Annotated in this window: 17 protein-coding genes; 7 read left to right on the forward strand and 10 right to left on the reverse strand. The window is 55.0% G+C overall.

Annotated features, from left to right (window positions below):
• Positions 1-234: 234 nt before the first annotated feature.
• From ggt to ACIQ5B_RS03210, 4 genes are all read right to left on the reverse strand, one after another.
• Positions 235-1,986: a gamma-glutamyltransferase gene (ggt, locus tag ACIQ5B_RS03195; protein WP_397597761.1), complete on the reverse strand. Its 1,752-nt coding sequence runs from the start codon at positions 1,984-1,986 to the stop codon at positions 235-237.
• A complete protein-coding gene (locus tag ACIQ5B_RS03200; protein WP_397597762.1) occupies positions 1,986-3,230 on the reverse strand; it encodes an FAD-dependent oxidoreductase in 1,245 nt (414 codons plus the stop codon). The genes ggt and ACIQ5B_RS03200 overlap by 1 nt, the downstream gene beginning before the upstream one ends.
• Before the next feature lie 112 nt (positions 3,231-3,342).
• Positions 3,343-4,224, reverse strand: a complete 882-nt coding sequence (locus ACIQ5B_RS03205; RefSeq protein ID WP_397597763.1) for a LysR family transcriptional regulator — start codon at positions 4,222-4,224, stop codon at positions 3,343-3,345.
• Between the two features lie 68 nt (positions 4,225-4,292).
• Positions 4,293-7,286 carry a TonB-dependent receptor domain-containing protein gene (locus ACIQ5B_RS03210; RefSeq protein WP_397597764.1) on the reverse strand — a complete coding sequence of 998 codons (2,994 nt, stop codon included), beginning with the start codon at positions 7,284-7,286 and terminating at the stop codon, positions 4,293-4,295.
• A gap of 207 nt (positions 7,287-7,493) precedes the next feature.
• On the opposite strand from ACIQ5B_RS03210, the gene ACIQ5B_RS03215 reads away from it, so the two are divergent.
• The 5 genes from ACIQ5B_RS03215 (at position 7,494) to ACIQ5B_RS03235 (ending at position 14,702) form a co-directional block, all read left to right on the forward strand.
• Positions 7,494-7,847, forward strand: coding sequence for a RidA family protein (locus tag ACIQ5B_RS03215; RefSeq protein ID WP_397597765.1), 354 nt, complete (start codon positions 7,494-7,496; stop codon positions 7,845-7,847).
• Positions 7,848-7,936: 89 nt separating this feature from the next.
• Positions 7,937-9,520 carry an amidohydrolase family protein gene (locus ACIQ5B_RS03220; protein ID WP_397597766.1) on the forward strand — a complete coding sequence of 528 codons (1,584 nt, stop codon included), beginning with the start codon at positions 7,937-7,939 and terminating at the stop codon, positions 9,518-9,520.
• A 169-nt stretch (positions 9,521-9,689) separates the two neighbouring features.
• Positions 9,690-11,687, forward strand: a complete 1,998-nt coding sequence (gene betB, locus ACIQ5B_RS03225) for a betaine-aldehyde dehydrogenase (protein ID WP_397597767.1) — start codon at positions 9,690-9,692, stop codon at positions 11,685-11,687.
• On the forward strand, positions 11,674-13,323 hold the full coding sequence (gene betA, locus ACIQ5B_RS03230) for a choline dehydrogenase (protein WP_397597768.1): 1,650 nt from the start codon (positions 11,674-11,676) through the stop codon (positions 13,321-13,323). Before betB ends, betA begins: the two co-directional genes overlap by 14 nt.
• A 14-nt stretch (positions 13,324-13,337) precedes the next feature.
• A complete protein-coding gene (locus tag ACIQ5B_RS03235) occupies positions 13,338-14,702 on the forward strand; it encodes an FAD-dependent oxidoreductase (RefSeq protein ID WP_397597769.1) in 1,365 nt (454 codons plus the stop codon).
• Here the strand turns inward: ACIQ5B_RS03235 and ACIQ5B_RS03240 are convergent.
• Both ACIQ5B_RS03240 and ACIQ5B_RS03245 read right to left on the reverse strand, forming a co-directional pair.
• Positions 14,699-16,078, reverse strand: coding sequence for a peptide MFS transporter (locus ACIQ5B_RS03240; protein WP_397597770.1), 1,380 nt, complete (start codon positions 16,076-16,078; stop codon positions 14,699-14,701). The genes ACIQ5B_RS03235 and ACIQ5B_RS03240 overlap by 4 nt on opposite strands.
• A 111-nt stretch (positions 16,079-16,189) precedes the next feature.
• Positions 16,190-16,330, reverse strand: coding sequence for a DUF2256 domain-containing protein (locus ACIQ5B_RS03245; RefSeq protein WP_397597771.1), 141 nt, complete (start codon positions 16,328-16,330; stop codon positions 16,190-16,192).
• 223 nt (positions 16,331-16,553) lie between these two features.
• Here ACIQ5B_RS03245 and ACIQ5B_RS03250 point away from each other — a divergent pair, with 223 nt between their 5' ends.
• On the forward strand, positions 16,554-19,106 hold the full coding sequence (locus tag ACIQ5B_RS03250) for a TonB-dependent receptor (protein WP_397597772.1): 2,553 nt from the start codon (positions 16,554-16,556) through the stop codon (positions 19,104-19,106).
• Here ACIQ5B_RS03250 and ACIQ5B_RS03255 read toward each other — a convergent pair.
• Together ACIQ5B_RS03255 and ACIQ5B_RS03260 are read right to left on the reverse strand one after the other, a co-directional pair.
• Entirely contained in the window at positions 19,103-19,417 is a 315-nt protein-coding gene (locus tag ACIQ5B_RS03255; RefSeq protein ID WP_397597773.1) for a DUF6626 family protein, read from the reverse strand. The two genes, ACIQ5B_RS03250 and ACIQ5B_RS03255, sit on opposite strands and share 4 nt — an antisense overlap.
• Positions 19,418-19,854: 437 nt before the next feature.
• Entirely contained in the window at positions 19,855-20,211 is a 357-nt protein-coding gene (locus ACIQ5B_RS03260) for a hypothetical protein (RefSeq protein ID WP_397597774.1), read from the reverse strand.
• Between the two features lie 76 nt (positions 20,212-20,287).
• On the opposite strand from ACIQ5B_RS03260, the gene ACIQ5B_RS03265 reads away from it, so the two are divergent.
• A complete protein-coding gene (locus ACIQ5B_RS03265) occupies positions 20,288-21,205 on the forward strand; it encodes a hypothetical protein (protein WP_397597775.1) in 918 nt (305 codons plus the stop codon).
• Positions 21,206-21,244: 39 nt separating this feature from the next.
• Here the strand turns inward: ACIQ5B_RS03265 and ACIQ5B_RS03270 are convergent, their stop codons facing one another.
• Together ACIQ5B_RS03270 and ACIQ5B_RS03275 are read right to left on the reverse strand one after the other, a co-directional pair.
• Complete coding sequence (locus ACIQ5B_RS03270) at positions 21,245-21,916, reverse strand: hypothetical protein (protein WP_397597776.1); 672 nt, start codon at positions 21,914-21,916, stop codon at positions 21,245-21,247.
• An 8-nt stretch (positions 21,917-21,924) separates the two neighbouring features.
• Positions 21,925-23,937, reverse strand: coding sequence for a hypothetical protein (locus ACIQ5B_RS03275; protein WP_397597777.1), 2,013 nt, complete (start codon positions 23,935-23,937; stop codon positions 21,925-21,927).
• Positions 23,938-23,962 lie beyond the last annotated feature (25 nt).

Here is a 23,962-nt window from a genome sequence, read left to right on the forward strand (position 1 = left end):
CCCCTCTTACAGGTTAGGGAATGTATGGGAATTCCAAGTATATGTTTAGCACAGAATTTGTAATCAGGGGGTCACGAGTTCGAACCTTGTAGCCGGCACCACTTTTTCAAATACAAATGAGATCGCTGGATAGCGAACCTATCAGGCTCGTAAGAATGCTGGCCTCTTTTGCGTTCAAAGCGACGCGCCATCGCGCCAAAAACTTTTGTTTATATCGCGTCCGTCATTCCCCCTTCAACGCGGCTGCCTCCGTTCTGGCGGAATGGCCTGTGCGCCGGGGCGTCTTGGGTCTGCGGCACCTAAGAAAAGGCCGTTCTCAATCATGATGGATTGCGCACTGCCCATCGTTTCGTCGGAGGTGATGGTGTGCCCTAAGGTCTGCAATAGGCGCACGGTGTCGGGATTGAAGTTTGGTTCAACGCGCAATTTATCGCTGGTGTCCTGATAAATGCGGGGTTGATGGGTGGCTTCTTCGACATTGAGATTGAAATCGACGACGTTGACGATCACTTGCATGACCGTATTGATGATCGTGCTGCCGCCCGGCGTGCCGGTTACGAGCCAAGGTTTGCCATTTTTCATCACAATTGTCGGCATCATCGTCGACAGCATCCGTTTCCCCGGAGCCATGGCATTGAGGGGTGCCGGCAATCCTTCACGCAGGGCTTTTGCCGCCTGTGCATGCGAGAAGTTATTCATTTGATTGTTCAGCAGCACACCCGTTCCGGCGATCATCACGCCCGAACCAAAATCAGCGCCCAAAGTGTAGGTCGTTGAAACCACATTGCCCTGCGCGTCCGCCACAGAGAAATGGGTGGTCGACGGGCTTTCATATTTTAATGGATCCCCCACGCCCAATTGCGCGGCGGGCTTGGCTTTGTCGGGGTCGATGAGTTTGGCGCGTGACAGGGCGTAGGGTTTTGAAATGAAGCCCTTGATCGGCGTCGTGACGAAATCGGTATCTCCCAACACAGCATAGCGATCCGAATATCCGAGCTTCATCGCTTCGGCCATAATGTGCAGCGACTTGGCCGCACCGACGCCGTTCTGTTTCAGGTCAAAATTCTCAACGATGTTGAGCATATTGAGCAACGTCGCACCGCCTGCACTGGCCGGTGGTGCCGTTACAATATCAAGACCACGATATGTCCCGCGCAATGGCTTGCGCTCAATCGCGCGATAGGCGGCCAAATCTTCTGTGGTAATCAATCCGCCATTGGCTTTCATGTCGGCGGCAAAACGCGCCGCAACCGGCCCTTTATAAAAACCATCCGCCCCGCGTTTTGCGATTTGTGTCAGCGTCCATGCAAGGTCTGGTTGCTTCAGCCTTTCCCCTGCCCGGTACAGCGCGCCATCCGGCTTGTAATAAGCGGCTTTCGCAGCCATGCTGGTCGACAGGCGTTCTTTTCCCCAACCAAAAACAAAGGCTTCGTCGGGGGTCAGGACCACACCGTCGCGGGCCAGCGCGATTGCGGGCGAAACGACGTCTGACCAACGCAGTTTGCCGAATTTTTTATGCGCCATATGGAGGCCCGCAACCGTTCCGGGTACCGACGGGGCCAAATAACCGCGACTGGCGATTTCGGATTCGCGCCCCTGATTGTCGACAAACATCGCAAGCGTTGCCGCCTTTGGCGCGACCGAACGGAAATCGAAAAAGACCTGCTCCCCGCTCTTGGCATCATGCACCAGCATGAAGCCATCGCCACCGATATTGCCCGCGCGCGGGAGGGTGACAGCCAACGCAAAGCCAATGGCGACAGCAGCGTCCACCGCATTGCCGCCGCGGCGTAATATGTCCGCGCCGACTTCTGACGCGATGGCATTTTGTGACACCACCATGCCTTGTTCGCCAACGACGGGGGAATGGATGCTAGGATATTCGAGCAGCTGTTTCTTCTGCGCAACGACTGGGGATGCCGTCAACGCGACCATGGACAGCAATATGACGCCCGCACGTGACCATTTTCCGATACTCTTCATCATCAAACTCCTCCCAGCAATCGCGCAGCCCGTTCGGCCGATCCCATCGCATATGTCCAACCCAGCATGCCATGTCCTACGTTGATTGTAACCCTTGGCGCAATCTTCCTGATAATCGGAAGTGCGTTGGCCGTCATGGGGCGAATACCGGCCCAGCCATGATATGACGCCGCATAATCGGCAGCACGCGGCAGAACGCCGGCTGCGGTCGATACCAACGCCGCAAGTTGGCGTTGGTCGACTATGGTATCCCGGGCGCCCAATTCGGCGAGCCCGGCAACGCGGATAGCACCATCAAGCGGGCAGAAGACGACTTTTCGGGAAACATCGGTAATGCTCATTTTCGGCGATGCTTGGCCCGGTGCGGCGGTAAAGGAATAGCCCTTCATCGGCATAAGCGATGAACCAAGGCCATGCTTTTTCAGCAAATTGGCAGCGTCAATTCCGGCGCACATCACAAGCTGATCGCATACGATCGTTTCGCCCGCCTTTGTCGTTACAATTGCCGTGTCACTGTCAGCTTCCCAGCTTTCAACCTCAGTCGCCATGCGCACTTGCACACCATATGCTTTGACCAATTGCGACAGCAGGGCATTGCAGAATTTGTGCGGGTCGCCCAGTTCCTCCTGCGGCGAATAAACAGCGCCGACAAAGCCGCCCGTGCGTTCAGCAAGCGCAGCTTCTTTGTTGACCGCCTCTGTAGCGGTAAGGATCTCCTGCTTGGCCCCGTGTTTTTGTCGGACGGAAACCATTTCGCACGCCGATTGAAATGCCGCAGCGTCATCATAGACCAACATCTTGCCCGCAGACTGATGCCCGAATTCGATCTTATGCTGTTCCAGCAAGGCATGCATGGCCAATTGCGATTCAAGGCCCAATTGCAAACCTGCAAGACTGTTTTCAAGGAACCGTTGGTGCGTACAATTGCGCAAGAAACGCATGAACCAGACGATTTGGCCGGGGTCCAGGTTCGGCCTTAAGCGAAAGCTGGAATCCAAACCCAAGGCGAGAAAAGGCAGTCGTTTGAGCAAGCTGTTGCTTGCCAAGGCGTCGGTATAAATATAGCTGAGTTGCGCGCCATTTGCGAAAGAAGCACCGCTCCCCGCGATAGCTGCGCGGTCTATGATGGTGACTTCAACACCGCGTCGCGCCAATGCATAGGCAGTGGCGACGCCCACCACCCCGGCACCCAACACAATCGCGCGGCGGGGCAACGCATTATCGCTGGAATTTTTGGACCAATTCATCCGGTCTAGCTAAAGATGCACCCGACAAGAGCAAGCGTCGTTGCCGAACAATAATACATCTCTCCCATAACTTTGGGTTAAGTATATGCGTGCCGCTGAACAGGCGCTCGCACTATGGCTGCAATGCCTTTTTGACCTCTGCAACAAATTGCAGCCCCAATCGCGACGGCGGTCTATCCTCCAGCCAGATTGCATGGACCCCAAATTGCATTTCCGGCGAAATGGATAGTGCTTCCAAGCCGTCGCTGACCATTGATCGCGCCGTGAACTGATCAACAATCGCAATGCCCGACCCGAAACGCACCAAGGCCGCCGCGATATAATAAGTGCCGACCGATATGATCTTGCGCACATCGACCTGCGCTTTTTCCAATGTGGCTTCAACAAGATCGCCAATGGGTCCGCTACCGTTCACGCTGATCATGTCCAAGCCGTTCAATTCGCTGATCCTCAGGGTCGTTTGACCGGATGGAAACGTGCCCGGTTGGCAGATCAGATAAAGGCGCGCCGCCGATAGCTTTTCGAGTTTCAGCCTGGGATGTTCGGGCGGGTCATAACCGATCGAAAGGTCGCATTCGCGTTCGTACAATGCGCGTGATGTGTCGTTATGGTGCAGCGTTTTGACGTCGAAGGTGACGTTGGGATATTTGGTGCGGAATGCCGCAATGGCGCGGGGTGCCACTTCAAGTCCCAGCGATGGCGCGACGCCGATCCGCAAATGGCCCTTGCCTGTGTTGCGTAAATTGTTCGCGGTGACCTGCAACGATGAGATGCGGTTAAAGACCTCATCGACTTCACGAAACAACGCGTGCGCCTCGTCGGTCGGAACCAGGCGTCCACGCACCAGATTGAACAGGCTGATGCCCAGCTGCGATTCGGTGTGCCGCAATACCTTGCTGACCGCTGGCTGCGACACATTCAATCCGCGCGCGGCCGCACTGATGGAGCCGTTTGCATAAACGGCGTGAAAAACTTCAATCTGCCTCAGTCTCATTTGGGCAAGTTAGCGGCGCAATTTCTGCGCCGCTACATGCCAAGCAGTCGTCATGTCAGACGGCTTTATCAAAACTCTTTCGACAGCTCGAAATAGACGAACCGGCCGACGGCATCGTGCAGCGACCCAAGGAAACCATAGTTCGTCGATGCGAGCGGTGGCTGCTTATCGAACAAGTTACGCGCGCCTACGCGGAACCGTGTGCCCGAAAATGCACCCTGATCGTCACCAGCGCGATATTGCACATAGGTGTTGACCGTCGTGACGCTGGGCAATTTGAAAAACTGATCGGCTACCTTAATCGTTCCCGTGTCGAAAACAGCGCCGACATAGTTGACCAAGAGGCCGGCACTTACGGGACCTGATTTCCACGTCAGGTTTCCGCTCAAGCGCCACTCAGGATTGCCGTTGACCTGAATCTGGCTTCCGGCTTGCGTAATCGTCACGCCTGTTCCCAATGTGCCCGCCGCGTTTGCAGCGATCAGTTTCGCCTGCAGTTCAGATGCCGACTGTTCATATGTCAACAGCTTCGATGCGTTGATGTCGATGTTGAAGCTGCCGATCAGCGTATTGCGCACATCATAGTTGACGCCGAAATCCAGACCTTCCAACTCGCGCAGTCCAAGGTTGAAATAATCATCCTGAACATAATCGATTGTGCCGATCACTTGCGTACCCACCGGCGCCAGACGCACGACATTCGGGTTGCTGCGTCCGTTCTGCCGTTCGAGAAGGTCGAACAAAATCTGGTTTTGCGCGCCTTGGAGGCCGATGACGCCCTTGGAACGCAGTGACCAATAATCCGCCGTGAACGTGAGGTTACGGAAAGGCTGTACAATGAGACCTGCCGACAAGGTTTCCCCATTTTCAGGTGTCAGGTTCTGATTGCCTGAGCGAACTTCAAGTGTGCTAATACCGCTGCAGGTTGTCAGCGGGTTCAGGCGGCAAGCGGCAAAGTCAGTACGCGTATTTGCGACCTGTGTTCCGGCGCTATAAAATTGCGCAAGGTTCGGTGCGCGGAAATTCTGTGACCATGCCGAACGGAGCTTGATGCCATCGATCACGGTCCATGCACCAGCAACCTTGGTCTTGAACACATTTCCAAAGTCGGAATAATGTTCATCGCGGGCCGCAACTTGCAGATCAATGGATTGGATCAGCGGTATATCCATATCGTCCGAAATCAACGGTACGGCGAGTTCGGCATAAGCCGACATAACGGTACGACGCGCCTTTACATCGGGCGCAGGGCTGGCGCCCATGATGTCTGTGCCATAGCGAATGCCCGAAACGCTGTCCGTGTACGTCGTGGTGCCATCCAGACGGTTATCCCGGTTATCTGAATAGGTTTCGCGCCGCACTTCGAGACCGCTGGCGAAGCCTACGCCACCTGCAGGGAGGCTAAAGATATCGCTGTTGGAAATGCGGAAATCCAATGTGCCAAGCGACGTCGTGCTGATGCGGTGCACATCGACCAGGAAGGACTGAATGGTGGCCGCACTGTTCGGGGTACCATCGCCAATCGAATAATTGAGTTGATTACCCCCATTGAACGGGTTGTACGCATCGGGGGTCGACCGTGCGAGCGCGGCTTGAAACAGCGTGTTGCTGACGGCATTTTTTGTATTATCGTCGGTGCGTGCCCAAGAATAAGAGGCCGCCGAATCCCATTTGAAATTGCCCCACTCTCCGCGCACGCCGATCAACGAGCGGATGCTGTCATCGGTTACGACGAACGTACGCGGGCCGGTATCAACTGGGCGATAGTTTGTGATGCGCAGTGCAAGCCCAGTGGTCGGCACGCCAACCAGTCCGGCCAAACGATTTGGGTTGTCTACGCCGTTGAACGTGGTTGGACCGAAGGGATTGTAATAATTGGTGGTCGGGATCGTAATAACTGCACTGGAAATCGGCGCGGATTGTTCACGCTGTCCTTCAAGCTTGGCATTATAATAGCCGAGTTCACCAAAAAGTTCGACCGATCCGATGTCCTGACGGAAGGTGCTGAAAAGATTGATGCGGTCAAGACCGCCGCGGATCGTACGATCGGGGTTTTCATCATAACGCAGCACACGGCTGGTCGCACCTGTAATACCGCCGCTACGTAGACAGAGATTGCCGTTGAAAACGGCGCTTGAACAGCCCGCCGCAGTATTTGCGATCGGTTCGATGTGGAAAACGCCCGAAGTCGTCAATGCTGTCGTCGATGTGCCTTGACGGATGGTTGGCGACGGAACGGCCGTTACCGTAAATGCACCCCAAGGCGATGACGTTGAACGGTTATCGAAGCCGGTATCGGTTTCCCAAGGCGTCCCGACCAACTTTGGCATATGGTTTTCACTTGCCGAAAATGGACGCTCGCTTGCGAATAACGGCGTCCGCTTTGTCAAGCTGCCAAAAAATGTGAAGCGTCCGCCGGACTTGGTTTTGAAACCGGCCTTGATTGCGCCGGTTTTTTCATTTGTTCCGTCCGCAGAGCCGTAACGCGTGTCAAAGCGCAGTCCTTCATATCTATCGTCCGTGACGACGTTGACCACACCGGCCACGGCATCCGCGCCATACACAGCAGCCGCACCGTCGCGCAAAACTTCGATCCGGCGCGTCGCGCCAACGGGAAGCGAGTTGGTGTTGGCCGTCTGTACCGGAACAAAATTCTCGGTCTGCGTGCCGGGCGTCAAAATCATGCGGCGTCCGTTGACCAGAACCAACGTGTTGCCGGTGCCGACACTGCGCAGATTGATCGAGGCGTTGTCGCCGCGCGCATCGTTGAGGTTGCCGGTCGTCCGGGCTTCTTGGAACTGGACATCACCTGCTTGCGGAATGGACCGGAACAGATCGTCACCGGAAACGCTTCCCGTGGCAGCGATGCGGTCTTCGCTCAGCACCGAAACCGGCAGCGTTTCCGCAATTTTCGAGCCTTCGATGCGGCTACCCACAACCACGATTGCTTCGGTCGTGTCGGCTTCTGCTTCCGGTTGGGCCGCAGTTTGCGCGAACGATGGTGTGGCTACGATGATGGAACAGCCGATAAACAAACCGGCACGCATTGAAATTTTGGACACTGTGAATTGCCTCCCTTTGCCGCCCCCTTGCGGCTTGTGTATTTATACCCGAATTGCACCAAAGCCGCACATTTACAAGCCACAGTCGTTACAAATGTGTGATTAGTCCATTCCATATGGTTATGGACTAATCACAAGTTGTTTATGGGAAGACGCGTGCCGAAGGGCATATGCTGGCCCACTTTCTGTATCGTTGGAGCATTTAAGATGGCAAGCAAACCACCCCTTTCACCCGTGCGTTTCGCCGGATCGACCGCATATATTTCAGGCCAGCTGCCGCGCGGGGCAGATGGCAAAATTATCGCAGGGAATATGCAGGAGCAAAGCCGCCAAGCCCTCGCGAACCTTGCGGCCGTGCTGAAATCAGAAGGCCTGCAATTGTCCGATGTCGTAAAGGTCACCGCATGGATCACCGATGTAGATGCGATGGCTGATTTTAACTTGGTATATCGCGAATATTTTGCGGAACCATATCCCACGCGGTCCACAATTGTCTCGGCGCTCGTAGCGCCTGATGCCATGGTTGAGATTGAGGCCATTGCCTATAGGGATAGCCAATAAGGCCTTTGCCTCAGGCGAAATGAAACAGGGGTAGTGACGTAATGGCGGATGCGAAGTTCATGAAGCGAGTGGCCCGGATAGCGCTGGCAATGGCGGCAGCATCCGGGCTGGTGGCCGCCGCGGCGCAGGAGCCGCCCGCAGACATCGTCATTCGCGGTGGCACCATCTACCCCGGCAATGCGGCGCCATTCCGAGGCGATATAGCCATCCGCGCAGATCGCATCGTCTATGTCGGCCCGAAGGCCCCCGGCGGCGCGAAGAAAGTCATCAATGCCACCGGTCTGGTCGTCGCGCCGGGGTTTATTGACCCCCATACCCATGCAGATGAGGCACTGGCGTCGCGCGATCCCGCCGCACGACTGGTGTTGCCATTCCTCATGCAAGGCGTGACGACGGCGTTCATCGGCGTCGACGGTCATGGTGACACGCATATCGCCCGCACCTTGGGACGCAATATTACCGACAAAACCACCGCTGGCGCACCTTCCGCGGGTTCGGAGCGCGACGTCGGCATCAATTTTGCTTCTTATGTCGGATTTGGTGACGTGCGCAAACAGGTGATCGGTGAAACCGATCGCGCGCCGACAGCAGCTGAACTGACACATATGGCTGGTCTCGTCTCCGACGCGATGTGCCAAGGCGCATTGGGGCTTTCGACGGGGCTGTTCTATGCACCACAAAGCTTTGCCAAGAGCGATGAGGTGGTTGCACTGGCGCAGGCAGCGGCGGCCAAGGGCGGCATTTACGACAGCCATCTGCGCGATGAGTCGAGCTATACCATCGGACTGCATGACGCCATTGAAGAGGCGCTGACGATTGGGCGCGCGGCACGCATTCCCGTCCATATCGCGCATATCAAGGCGCTTGGCGTCGATGTGCATGGACAGGCACCGGCGATCATTGCCATGATTGAGGCGGCGCAACGCGCGGGACAAGTGGTCCATGCCGACCAATATGCATGGTCAGCGTCGCACACCGGCCTTTCCGCGGCCGTGATCCCCCGCAGTGCGCAGGATGGCGGGCGCGCTGCGATGCTCAAGCGGTTCGACGATGCCCAGACGATGGAGAGGATGCGTCCAGAGATAATTGAAAATCTTCGTCGTCGCGGCGGTGCAGCTTCGCTCCTGATCACCTCCGGCCCTGCGAACGCGCAAGGCAAGACCCTGGAAGCCTTCGCGAAAGAACAAGGCGTAGATCCGGTCGCCGCAACAATTGCGATCCTCAAGCAGAGCGAGGCGCGCGTCGCTTCGTTCAACCAGAGCGAAAATGACATTGCCGCGTTCATGCTGCGGCCGTGGGTCGTGACGAGTTCCGACGCGACGCTGGGGCATCCGCGCTATTATGGTTCATTTGCGCGCAAATATGCGACCTATGTGACGGACGCTAAGGTGATGAGCCTTCAAGCCTTCATTGACCAGTCGACATCGACGACAGCGGCCATGTTTGGCCTTGAGGGGCGCGGGCAGCTGAAGGTCGGGGCCTTTGCTGACGTCATCGCCTTCGACCCCAAAACCTTCGCGTCGCGCGCCGACTATGCCAATCCGTTTTTGCTGGCAACAGGGATGCGCACGGTGGTGGTCAATGGCCAAGTCGCGGTCGAAAACGGCGCGCCCACAGGCGTTGCCGCCGGCCGCCCACTGCCCCGCCAGCCGATAGCCGGAACATGCGAATGACACGCCTATCGCGTCATTAGGTGATTAGCCGTCCCACTGGCAGTCTGCCCCCTGACGCGAACCCGCTGGCAATTTTGTGACGGGCGTAGTGAGAACGGGTGGATCGAGGGGAATGACACCCGTTGATGGGCATGATTGAATAAGCGTTCAATGTTTGATATTCTCTCTTATGCAAGAGATTCGTGCTGATCGTCGCCAACATATCATTGCCTCGGCTATCTGTGTTTTGGCTGAAAATGGAATAGTTGAATTTACGTTCAACAAAGTTGCGTACCATGCCGGTATCTCGGCAGCGCTGATCGTTCATTATTTTGCGAGCAAAGAAGCCCTTCTTGAGGCCGCTTTCCGCTCCGTAGTGCGTCAATTGAACAATCAGGCGACGGCGCGTCTCCGGCTCGCTGCGGGGCCCCGCGCGCGGATACAGGCGCTGGTGGACTCCCATCTTGGGCATAATGATTTCTCCGAAGAAACGGCACGGGTTTGGCTGTCTTTCTGGGGACAGGCGCTGCATGTGCCGCAACTTGCGCGGGTGCAGCGGGCGCATCAACAGCGCATGTTGTCGAATTTGAAGTTTGATCTGCGGCAGCTGGTCGACGCACGCGAAGTATCGCCCATGGCGGACACCATCGCCGCCATGGTCGATGGCGTCTGGTTGCGCGCTGCGATGAACGGGGGATCAGAACTGCAAAATGGTCTGGCGCGTGAGCTGATCCTTGAATTCATAGCACGAAACCTAAAGGACACCCTGCCCTCGCGGGCCGCCACAAGCTTCGACACAGTCAACCCGGCGACAGGGCAGCTGCTCGCCACAATCCGCATCGACGGACAGGCAGAGGTCGATAAGGCTGTGGCCCGCGCGGCTGAGGCGCAAAAGCTTTGGGCAAAAACGCCCGGCGTAGAACGCGGACGCATCCTTCACCGCGCCGCTGCATTGCTCGTTGAACGTAATGACGTGCTCGCGCGGCTTGAGGCGCAAGATACAGGCAAGCCCATTCAAGAAACCATTGCCGTTGACGTCTTATCCGGCGCGGATTGTATCGAATATTATGCTGGCCTTGCGCGCACCATCGCGGGTGAACATCACGATCTTGGCACGGGCGCGTTCGGCTATTCCCGGCGCGAGCCTTTAGGCGTCGTTGCGGGCATTGGTGCGTGGAACTATCCCATTCAGATTGCTTGCTGGAAATCCGCACCCGCGCTGGCGTGCGGCAACGCGATGATCTTCAAGCCGGCCGAGCTGACGCCGCTAACCGCGATTGAGCTCGAAAAAACCTATCGCGATGCGGGCCTTCCCGATGGGCTGTTTCAGGTCGTACAGGGGAAAGCCGACACCGGCCGCTTGCTCAGCCTCCATCCCGGCATCGCTAAGGTATCGCTCACGGGCGAAGTTGGCACGGGCAAAAAGGTGATGGTCGATGCGGCAGGCACGCTGAAATATGTCACCTTTGAACTCGGCGGCAAATCGGCGCTGATCGTATTCGAAGATGCGGATTTGGACGAAGCCGTCTCGGGCGCGTTGCTCGCCAATTTCTATTCGGCGGGCGAGGTTTGCACCAACGGCACGCGCGTCTTTGTGCACAAAAATGTCCGTGATGCGTTTCTGGCAAAATTGAAGGCACGCACCGAGGCGATGGTGATTGGCGATCCGCTTAATCCAGCCACCCAAATGGGCGCGCTGATTTCACCAGCGCATATGGAAAAGGTGCTGGGCTATATCGCGCTTGGCCAACAACAAGGTGCAAATCTGCTGACCGGCGGAAAGCGTGTGATGACCGGCGATTTGGCGAAGGGCGCCTTTGTTGAACCAACCATCTTCACCGGCTGCACCGATGATATGGCCATCGTCCGTGAAGAGATTTTCGGCCCCGTTATGGCGGTGCTTGATTTCGAGGACGAGGCAGAGGTCGTCGCGCGGGCGAACAACACCAGCTTCGGCCTCGCCGCAGGCATTTTCACCAACAATTTAACCCGCGCGCACCGCGTGATCGCGGCGTTGGAGGCCGGCACCTGCTGGATCAACACATACAATATCACGCCGATTGAAATGCCATTTGGCGGCAACAAACAATCCGGTCTGGGCCGCGAAAACGGCAAAGCGGCGATCGAACATTATACCCAGCTAAAGAGCGTCTATGTCGCGATGGAACCCATCGATGCCCCCTATTGAGGCCGCAGACTATATCATCGTCGGCGCGGGGTCAGCAGGGTGCGTGCTGGCGGACCGGCTGAGCGCCGATGGCAAACATAAGGTCGTGTTGCTTGAATTTGGCGGCAGTGACCGGTCGATCTTCATTCAGATGCCCGCCGCGCTCGCTTACCCCATGAATACCAAGCGGTGGAACTGGGGCTATGAAAGCGAGCCAGAACCACATCTGAATGGACGCCGCCTGAACTGCCCGCGCGGCAAGGGTTTGGGGGGATCATCGTCGATCAACGGGCTTGTCTATGTTCGTGGCAATGCGCTCGATTTTGAACGCTGGAAAGAAGATGAAGGCGCAACCGGTTGGGGCTATGCCGATGTGCTGCCGTATTTCAAACGCGCCGAAGGTCGCGACGAAGGCGGTAACGAATATCGGGGCGGAGATGGTCCGCTGTCGACCAGCTATGGCCCGCTCGACAATCCATTGCATCAGGCCTGGCTCGATGCGGCGCAACAGGCAGGCTATAGCCTGACCGAAGACTATAATGGCTATGCCCAAGAAGGCTTTGGCCGGATGGACATGACGGTGCGGAACGGCACGCGCTGTTCGGCGGCCAAGGCCTATCTATATGAAGCCCGCAAGCGGCCCAATCTACACGTTATCGAACATGCGCTGGCGACACGCATCCTGTTTGACGGCACGCGCGCTGTTGGGATCGAATATGAAAAAGCGGGCAAAATGCACCAGCTGCGCGCCGCACGCGAAGTCATACTTTCGGGCGGCCCGATCAATTCGGTTCAGCTGCTTAAGCTTTCCGGCATCGGCCCTGCAGAAGAATTGCAACGGCACGGCATAACAGTGCGCGCAGACCGCCCCGGTGTTGGCGCGAATCTGCAGGATCATCTCGAATTCTATTTCCAGATGGCATGCACCCAACCGATCACCCTTTACGGCAAGGCAAATCTTCTCGGCAAAGCCATGGTCGGTGCACAATGGCTATTCGGTCGGTCGGGAACAGGCGCATCCAACCAGTTTGAAAGCTGCGGCTTTATCCGCAGCCGCGCAGGGATAAAATATCCGGATATCCAATATCATTTCTTTCCTATGGCGATCAATTATGACGGATCGTCCCTTGCAACAGAACATGGCTTTCAGGCGCATGTCGGCCCCATGCGTTCAAAAAGCCGGGGCACGGTGACGCTCAAAAGTGCCGACCCGCACGACAAGCCCAAAATCTTGTTCAATTATATGAGCCATCCCGACGATTGGGTGGACATGCGGGCCTGCGTCCGGCTGACGCGGGAGATTTTCCAGCAACCTGCTTTCGCTCCCTATCGCGGACGTGAAATTCAGCCGGGCGCCGACTGCGTGACTGATGATCAAATTGACGCCTTCATTGCCGAACATGTCGAAAGCGCCCTCCACCCCAGTTGCACATGCAAGATGGGCAGCCCGCGTGACCCGATGGCGGTGGTGGACCCCGAATTGCGTGTCATCGGTGTCCAAGGGCTGCGCGTCGTCGACAGCGGGGTGATGCCGTCCATCACCACGGGCAACCTGAATGCGCCGACGATCATGATCGGTGAAAAGGGCGCCGATCACATCCTTGGCAAGCCCATGTTGCCCCCATCTAATGCGCCATTTTACGTCGCACCAAATTGAAATGTTGCCCAAAGATGACAAAGACTATCCTCGAGCCCGCACGCCAGATTGATGTGATCCGGCAAACGGACGTCCTCGTCATTGGCTCAGGCCCCGGTGGCCTTGCCGCGGCTTTGGCGTCTGCACGGGCGGGCGTCGAAACGACGTTGCTTGAACGTTATGGCTGCTTCGGTGGGAATATCACGCAGGTCGGGGTCGAAGGCTTCGCATGGTATCGGCATCCGGCGACGATCGACAGCGAAGGTATCGGGCGTGAATTTGAAGACCGCGCCAAGTTGATGGGCGCGGCAATGCCGGAGCCGCAATCGATCAGCCACAGCCTCGATGCCGAAGGGTTCAAATTTGTTGCAGATACGCTCGTCGAGGAAGCGGGCGTCATCCCGATGCTGCACCGATTATGTGTCGCGCCCATCATGGATGGCAACATGATCCGCGGCGTGATTGTCGAAAGCAAGGCGGGCCGCGAAGCTATTCTTGCCAAACGGGTGATTGACGCGACAGGAGACGCCGACATTGCCCATCGTGCGGGCGCGCCAACGCATATGCACCCCGTGGACGAAATGATGTCCGTTTCGGTCATGTTCTCCATGTGCGGGGTCAACAAGACGCGGTTTATTGACGCCGTAAAGGCCGATCCGCAAACCTATGGCGACTGGGCCGTAGGCGGTGAATGGGAAGTGATCACCAGCGGCAAAGAGGATGACATGTTCTCGCCATTCTTGCGCAAGCCGTTCCAGAAAGCGCTGGAAGCGGGCCTAATACCGGACAGCGTGAAAACCATGGCGGGCACATGGGGCACCGTTTCCGATCAGGGAGACCTCACTTATCTCAACATGTGCCATCTTTATCTCGACGGCACGGATCCCGATGCCCTAACCCATGGCGAAATGGCGGGGCGAAAGCAGGCAATGCACGCCATTGCGGCTTTGCAGGCCTTTATGCCGGGCTGCGAAGACGCAAAGTTGCGCAATTTCGGCATGACACTTGGCATTCGCGATACGCGCAAGATTGATGCGCTTTACAATATGACCGCAGACGATGTGATGGAACAAGGCCGCTTTGACGATAGCATCGGCATTTTCCCTGAATTCATCGACGGCTATGGCTATCTTATTTTGCCGACGACCGGCCGCTATTTCCATCTTCCCTATCGGTCAATGGTTCCAAAAAATGTAAAGCATCTGATTACCGCCGGTCGTGTCATTGGCGGTGACAAGGTCAGCCATGCCGCCGTCCGCAACATGATGTGTTGTGCGGTTGCGGGGCAAGGTGCCGGCGTTGCTGCGGCGTTGGCGGTCAAGACGGACCGCGACTTTGACGAAATTGATATCAGCGCCGTGCAAAAGGAGCTGATCCGCCAAGGCGCCCGCATTTCTTAAGCGGACCGATCAGGGTCCAGCGCAGCTTGCAGGCGTTTGCGGAACAGCAAAATGAGCGTCCCACCCACAAAAGCGATGGCCGCGTCCATCGCCCAGAAAACCGACGGGCTCATTTGGTCAAAATAGCTACCCACCCACCCAGCAAGCACATGTCCGACAAAGGGCGAGAGAAACGCAACGCCCATCAGGAAAGAGCCCATCCCCGCAGGTGCCGCCCTGCTAACAATCGCCAGGGTAGTAGGCCAATAATACATCCAGGCGAGCCCCATGATCAGCCAACCCGCGATCGCCCACCCCGCGCCCACACTGTCTGGTTCACTCAGTCCCAAATTGCCATAAGCGAAAAGAAGTGCGGCAAAGGCAATGATGGTTGTTCCAATGCCCACTTTCGTCACGCTGGTGGGCTCGCTACCCCGCTTGGCCTGCCATGCCCAGAATGCAATCAACGCCGGCGCGGCAAGGATGGCACCGATCGAGTCCATCGATGCGAACCAACTCGATGGTACCTCGCCAAGCGATGTCGCCAAATTCACATATTGATCGACCCACAAGATACCGATGCTCCACACCATGGGATACGCAATTTCAGCGGGTATGGTGAGCGCAATGACAAGCAAAAGCACCGCCACCCGTTTGCGTTCGGCCGCGGTCATGGCTGGGGCCTTTTCCCGTTTGCGCGCCACCGGACGGTCATCCGGCAGATGCTTCTGGCCCAGAACATAGGCGACGAGCGCGATTAACATCAAAGCCGCTGCAACCGCAAAACCGGCATGCCAGCCATAGAATGCTGCAACCAACCCCGTCACAAACGGCCCGCTCGCCGCGCCAATGCAAATGCCTGTCGAAAAAATAGTAAAACCGCGCGACCGCATGGATTCATCCGAGCGCGGGTAAAGCGCCCCGACCTGCGCGGAAATATTGCCCTTGAGAAATCCAGATCCAAGGATCAGCAGCAAGAGCGCAAATAGGAAGCTTGCATAAAAGGACATCGCCAAATGCCCTGCACTCATCAGGACTACGCCGATCATCACCGTGCGCTTTGCACCCAATATGCGGTCGGCAACCCAGCCCCCGACGATAGGTGTGAAATAGACAAGGCCCGCATACCAACCATAAATGATCGCCGAAAAAGCGACGTCGCTCATCGGCCCACGAAATTCGAACATATTACGGAGCGCGGCGAGCCCAATGACTTGCACCGCATTTTCAGGCTGCAGCAGTTCTTTGACCATATAGAGCGTGAGCAGCGCAGACATTCCATAAAAGGAAAAGCGCTCCCACATCTCTGTGAAAGATAAATAGTACAGGCCTTTGGGGTGACCAGACGGCTGGCCATGTAAGGTTTGTGCGATCTTATCCAAGCTTTCCCCCAACATTCTGTGCGCCCCTAGCGATGTGCGTATCTATGCCCGGTTAGGCGAGAGGTGCAAGGGAAGGATTGAGGATACACATAGCGACTATGTTCGCAATGTGCGTTTAGCGGATGGTTAGCGCGCCCGCCTGCAGCGATCCGAGCAGAAGCGCACATTTTCCCAATCTTTCGCCCATTTTTTACGCCACGCAAACGGCTTTTCACATGCCGCGCATATTTTCGACGGCAGGTCGCCTTTTTTGACCATCTTGGGCATTGCGAAATTCCATATTTTAGCGCGCGTTACATGCGTAACATTTTTATCGCAGTTTCCGCTATATTTCTGCGAATGAAACTAACTATTTGCTGCGCAGCATTTCAAACGTTATCAGCATCATACGCCAAAAGGCTGCTCAGAGGGATGCTGGGGACAAATTATGCTTTCATCCCCAATAAAAATGGCGCAAAGCCTTAGGAAAGTGTTCAACAGGAGAGTGTATATGAAATTCGGAAATCATCTGCTGAAGGCTGCGATGCTGTCGACGATCAGCATTGTGTCGCTGAGCGCTGGCTCAGTAGCGTTCGCACAAGACACTGCGCCACAGGCAAGCGATGAAGCTGACGAAAATGTCATCATCGTAACCGCAACGAAGCGCGAACAGACACTTGAAGAAGTGCCAGTGGCCGTTTCGGTGACATCGGCTGCTGCAATCGAGCGCGCGCAAGTTCGCGACCTTAAGGATCTGCAAACACTTGTTCCTTCGCTCCGCGTAAGCCAGCTGCAAAGCTCGGCCAACACGAACTTCATCATTCGCGGCTTCGGCAACGGCGCCAACAACCCAGGCATCGAAGGCTCGGTTGGCGTATTCATCGACGGTGTTTACCGTTCGCGTTCCGCTGCAGCGATCAGCGATCTTCCAAACCTGCAACGCGTCGAAGTGTTGCGCGGTCCACAATCGACCCTGTTCGGCAAAAACGCGTCGGCTGGCGTTATCTCGATTGTGACTGCAGCACCAAGCTATGAATTCGGCGGCTCGGCTGAACTCAGCTATGGCAATCGCAACGCAATCGTCGCGAAGGCCGATGTTACGGGCCCAATCTCTGACAATGTCGCGTTCAGCCTTGCTGGCGGCATCAACAAAGCGGACGGTTACGGCACCAACCTGACCGACGGATCAAAAACCAGCGAGCGCAACCGCTGGTACGGCCGTGCACAATTGTTGATCGAGCCTTCGGACAGCTTCAAGCTGCGCTTCATCGGTGACTATGACAAGATTGATGAAAATTGCTGCTTTGTTGGCAATATCTTCGACGGTCCAACTGGCAATGCCATTCGCGCCATCGGTGGACGGGTAAACTCGCGCGGCATATTCAGCTATACCGAATATCAGAACTTTAATTCGGAAAACGACATCACCAATGGTGGTGTCTCCATGCAGGCGGACTATGAAATGGGTTCATTGAGCCTCACTTCGATCACCGCCTATCGTGAATCGCGCGCAAAAACGAATGCGGACAGTGATTTCACCAGCGCAGATTTGATCGGCGCAAACCGCGGCGATGTGGATATCACCACAAAAACGCAGGAATTGCGTTTGGCGTCGGATTTTGACGGCCCATTCAACTTCTTGCTGGGTGCCTATTATTTTGATGAAAGCATCAACAACAAGCAGGCACTGACGCTCGGCCGTGATTTCCGTAACTATGCCAACGCCCTCACCGGCGGGCAATATACGGCATTAGAACCAACCATCCGCGCGTTGGCAGGTATCCCCTCGACCGCGGGTCAATTTGGCGGCCAAGGTCAGGGACGTTTTGAAGATTGGGATTATAAGAACAAAGCCTATTCGATCTTTGGTACTGCGGACCTTGAACTGACAGACGGCCTCGTGCTGACAGGTGGTTTTAACTACACCAAGGACAAGAAAAATCTTGCGAGCGACATTCGGATTACCGACGTGTTCTCAAGCATCGATTTGATCCAGGTTGCTGGTGCCGCCGGCGTTCCTGCGGTTCTTCCGGCCGGTGCAGTGGGCAATACAAGCACATTGTATCCACGCATCACCGCTTGCCCGAATAGAAATGGCGCGCCAACCGTCTGTAACCCGTTCATTCCTTTTCAGGCGCTCCAATTTTTGCCGCCGTTCCTGAACCTTCCAAATGCTGTTGAAGATGGCCGCACCAGCGATGGTAAGCTGACCTATTCGGCACGTATTGCGTGGGAAGCGACCGACAATATCAACCTATATGCCAGCTATGGCACAGGGTTTAAGGCAACATCGTGGAACATGTCGATTGACTCGCGTCCGTTCCTTTCGGATTTTGTAGCGGGATCACCTGCACAAGGCGCACCGATAACACCTTCGGCCATTCGGACCGCGGGTCTTGCCTCTGCCAACCTCACCAGCGGAACGCGTTATGCGCTTCCTGAAGAGGCAAAGGTTATGGAACTGGGCTTGAAAGCGAAATGGGACCGTGTTGCTTTCAATCTGACAGTCTTTGATCAGTCGATCAAAAACTTCCAGGGTAACAGCTTCATCGGTACGGGCTTTGTTTTGACCAACGCCGGTAAGCAGTCGGTGAAGGGGGTCGAATTTGACAGCAGTTTCAACCCGATCGACGCTCTGCAATTGCGCGTCGCTACCGTCTATCTCGACTCCAAATATGACAGCTATGTCGGATCGCAATTTGGTGACCTCAGCGGCCGGTCGGTCGGTGGTATTCCAAAGTGGTCGACAACCGTGGGTGCAACCTACACGGCGGACTTGAACGACGGCAAAGCGCTGATCTTCAATGCCGATTATCACAATGAATCCAATACCGTGATAAATGACAACCCAGCTGACATCCAGTATAAGCGTGAAGTTAACGACCTGAGTGCAGCGGTAACGTTGCGTTTCGATACGGGTCTGCAATTCTCGCTTTGGGGCCGCAACTTGACGGATGCGCAATATCTTTCCGTCATCTTCCCAAGCGTTGTACAGTCCGGTTCGATTTCGGGCTATCCAAACGCACCACGCACTTATGGTGCATCGGTGAAGTACAAGTTCTAATATCCTGAGATCCTCAGGGCAGATTGAGCCGGGGCAGCAGTGCTGCTCCGGCTTTTTCTTTGCCTGTTGCGGACGAACGGCGCACCAAAGCCGACTACCAATGAGCGGCATTTGATACACGTTGAGGCAAGCTGTTTTGCCATCGACTGATAGATCGGCAATGTTCTCAACGGCTCAGCAGCACACATTAATCGGCTGGCACATATTGCAACTGTGCCCAGACTGGGCCCTGTTTTCTTATGTCGCAATGTGCGCATGTAGCCTTCTGAGCAACCCAGCCAATGCTCAGAAAATTCACGGTCGCCAGCCACTTAGGACCGAATGCCTTGCGCCGTCTGAGGTTGAGATTTTGGATGTTTTGAGAGGTACTAAAAAATGGCAGTTGCTTCCGCCAGTTTCAGGTGAAGGATTCCCTGCTCAGTATTTGGCGCTAAAGCGAAATGGCATAGCAAACGGAGGCAGTGACGTTGCAACCAAGGCAGTGGTGGGTGTTAATGCGCTACAAGGATGAGCCAGGAGCTCACTTTGATAGTCAATATATGGCAGCTACGAACGCTTATGAAGCCATCCAGATGGCTAAGGCTTTATATGGCAAACCGCTTTCCCTGGCGGTGCGAACCTCGTTGGAATTCAGCCTAGAATGAAGTGTGAAGACGGATGTAACTCGCGTTACCTCCGTCTATCCACCAGTTACGATGAGAACCTCAGCATTGTTGTTACCCATGTGAGCCGGTCACCTCAAACTCTCCTAATCGCAAAAGGTATCGGTATAAGTCACCAGGCGGCCGGAAACGGTCCGCTCGGTCACTTCCTGATTATAGCATCTTGGCGCGTAAGTGCGCTCGGCATAGTAAATCTTGCGCGTGTTGCGTTCTGCGCTTTTTGCAATTGCAGCTCCTAAAATCACGCCGCCAATAAGTGCCAGTGCCTTTCCGCTGCCATTACCGCGACGGCTGTGGTCGCGGTAATCAGAGCGCCCGCGGTCAGATTTATATTGGCCTCCATAACCGGAATTATTTCCATTATTATATTCACCCCTGCCGCCAGCTACCGCAGGCGTTGCGATCGATAAGCTCAAAAGGACCAGGAAAATCTTCTTCGACATATCGTCCACCTTTCCAGAAAATTGATTGTAAAATCTAGTACTTGTGCATAACATAAGACTGAACTTTGAACCGATTATGAACAGCGATTTATCCAACATTACTAAAGGAATGAGGCACATGAGGATTGGAAAAATTATCCGAGTTGCAGCGCTGACGAGTGCAGTAGCAATAGCACCCGCGGCCATCGCCCAACCGAACGTATTTTTGATGGTCGACTTGGTACAGGAGGGAGGGCCATCTGCCGTTCAATCTTCGGTTGCTTATTCCAGAAATGTAGGTGCCTCTTATTCTGATACTTCAGTGAGTGCGAGCGCTTCAAAATCAGCTAGCGCTTCTTCTGAAAAGGAAAGTAGCGGATCTTCTTACAGGGCTTCATCTGCAGCAGCTGCCAGCAATGGTAGAAGTTCTGCTGCAGCGCGCGCTTCCGTAAGGGGTGCTGACGCCAGCTCTTATAAGTCTTCATCCGCTACATCGCAAAGCAGTGCCTCTGCTGCCAAGGCGGATGTCCAATATGAGCAGCATGATAACGTAAGCTACGGGCAGACTGTTTATGCGCAAACCGGCGGAGATGATGGGTTTCCTGCTAGCGAAGCATTGTCAGCGCTGGCAAGTAGCTTACTCCAATATCAAGTCGACGTTACGTATCCTGAAATGATTTTGGCTGAATTTTTCAATGATAATCAGCCGTCCAGCGAGGTCGTGCGCAAGTCGCCAAAATATGGCCAAATCTTGGCGAGCCTCGCAGATCAGCAGGTCGGCTTTGTTTTGGCCGCAAAATTGTCGATACGCGGAACAGGTGGGGTAGTCTCTAACTATAGTTGTCAAGGCAGCTTAACAGGATCTCTATCGAAAACAAAGGGTACCGTGGCTGCAACCAATTATACAGTATCAGGAAACGCTCGGGGTAAAAATTTAGAAAACTGTCAGAGAGTCCTTGTCAGCCAATTGTCTGATACACTTGCCGAAAAAGTGCGTTCCGCACTTGGTGATTAAAGGGGCGAGCTTCTTGCTTGCCCCTTTAATACTAGTATCTTAAATAACCATCGGCTCTTCTTTTGAAGTCTCAGGGTTGCTAGGCGCTTTGACCTTAGCAACGGACATTAGCTTAGGTAGGACGGTGACCACAGTCGCGGTGCCCTTAAGCTGGATACCAATCAAGCTTCCTGCCGTCTTCAGTTCGGATAACTTACCCAAAAGGCGCGGATTTCCGCCAATTCCTTTTGCAAGGTCCGCAATATTTTGTGGCATTTTGATCAGCTGCGGCACAAAGACCGCAAAATTATATATGGCGGCTCTGATCAATGCCTTTTCTTCTGCACTGGCATTTGCATAATTTGCGCTCAGTTGTTCGACCAGTTGTTTATTGGCTGATATTGCCTCAATTGAGCTTTTCAGACTGTCGGACTTCGCATTCAGTTCCTTGGTGCTCTGAAAGTTCGAAATTGCTTTGAGTTCCTGCTTGGCAGCGCCTAGGGCGCCGCGGCCTTCGGCTGCCTTGTTCAAAATCTGAGCAGAGAGCCAGACATACTTTGTGGCCTTGAGAGTTTTAGCCAGAAATACATCGACATCGTCTGCAGACACAGATGACGCACTACTATCTCCTTTGCCGACCCCTGGCAGTTTTGGCAGGCCGCCTAATTGAGCATGTGCGGGTGCTGACGCTGCAAAAGCTGCCAGACCCGTTAGAAAAATCAACTTCTTCATAATTCCTCCTATTGTGGTGGTTTGTTAGCTTTTCCCCATTGATCGGCTAATTGGATAACGACGCTAGACGCGTCGCGTACGAGTGCGACATTGCGGTCTGCGGGTAAGGCGGTTTGCGGCAAAGTGCTGCCCTTAAGCTGTAGCTGCGTTCCAGAGGCCGCCAGGCGGGTCTCCCCTGCTTTAAGCATAAAGCCGGTTGCGACTGTGGCTGTTGGAGTGACTGTTCCGCCCTTGCCTTCAATGTCAGCCCCAGAGGTGACGCGGACGACCGGGGCAAAGCACCGATCCGCATCGGGGCGATTTAGAACTGTCAGTTCTTGCAACCGCTCCTGAGAGAAGTCATCCATGTAATTTTGCAGGATGGGGCCAAAACCACTAAGATAGACGGGCGCCTGAAAATGAGACATAAAGCGATTGCTGGCCAACGTTACAAGCAGTCGCGGTTCAACCTGTAAGTCCGGCAAGGGGACCGACGCACATTGACTATAGGATTGCCGCGAGAGGACGGGAGACGTCCCGCTGTCAAAGCTGAATACATCTCCTTCACGCAGCTTAATATCGCCGAGACCAATTTGACGAAGGATCAAGCCGTCAGACAAAGAACCATCTAATCTATAATTCCCAACAGGCGTCCATACATCGCCACCAATGCCGGAGACCCCCCCTTTTTTCCTCAACACTACTCCTACCGCGCGATCCGAGACATTGCCGGCGGGGTCATTGAGTGAGAAAGATGCGCCATTTCCCTTTAACGGCAATCTCAACTGTTGTGGCTTGAAGCCAGTCGATACTTTGTCCGCCAGTTGCTGCAAGGCGTTGCTGATAACAGTGTCATGCCTTGCATCCTCGCCAAAGGCGATGCCTGCGGCAACCTGATCATCAATGCGGTTGTCTGCAAATGTCGCAAAAACAACGCGGCCCGAACGATCCACGATTTCAGCGGTCGCATAGGCTTGATAACTATGCATCCTGATATTTGGCAGATTTGTGTCCAACTTGGTGGCAGGCAAATTGTAGACTTGGACACGCATCAGATATTCTGGGAGCGGTCGATCTGTAAGGTCTGAAGACGGCGCAGCGCTTTTTTCCAGCATCAATTTGCGGATCGTGGTAAAGCTGTCATTGCCCGGCATCACGGTCAGTGCATTGCCCTGCCCAAGGCGTTGCTCGAACAGCAACCTTAAATAAGATGCCGATTTGTCTTGAGGCGCGTCGGCTAGCACGACAAAAACGCTCGGCCTGGCAAGGGCAGCGACAGGCGCGGCTGCAGACTTCGAGATTTCGCCATCGACTTCAAGCGGAAAGAGACCCGCTCTCACTATGGCGTAATTGGCATCTGCAAATTCAACTTTAGCATCCGCACCAATTCTTTCGCCTGCTCGGATCCCGGCTAGGCGCCCCTTATCGATAACATAGCTCTTATCGCCGACCTTTCCCCGCACCTTGGCGACAATCGGGTATGGCTTATACCCTGCCGCCGCCTTATCGACTAGGGCGGTAATTGCTTTGGTCAACTGCACAGCAAGCTGGCTGCGCGCCTCGCCAATACCATCGGCCTTTGTGAACGTCCCTTGGGGGATCACCGTCTCGCTTTGGGTGAAGACAACTTCCCCTGATGCTGCGTTGGTGAAATTGACTGTCAACGTGAACGGCAAAAAGATGTCGACGCTTCTGCCCTTATCGATTGTCCACATGTCCGCGCGAGAGAGATGTAGGGACGCAACGAGTGTCTGTTGAAGAGCATCTTGCGTTGGCACGCCTGCCGCTAAACCATCGCGCAAATCCCTGATTACATGTGGAATCTTAGTTTTAAGCTCTGTCTCAAACTGATCAACAAAAGATGATGTTAACTTTTCATCTTCGAAAACAGGGCATAAATCTGGATGAATCTTCGCAGTGCGGACAGCTTGGTCGCCTCCAGCGCCCTTTTGCGGCTTACAAACTGTAAACTCCAGCCCCCATAAGACCTTGAAGGGTGCCGGCCAAAGGCGCAGGGGTTGAGCCTGCGTTGAACTGGCCAAACAGGTTGCTACAACGAGGCCCGCT

The organism is Sphingorhabdus sp. (genome assembly GCF_044374345.1).
In the GTDB taxonomy this organism is placed as follows: Bacteria; Pseudomonadota; Alphaproteobacteria; order Sphingomonadales; family Sphingomonadaceae; genus Sphingorhabdus_B.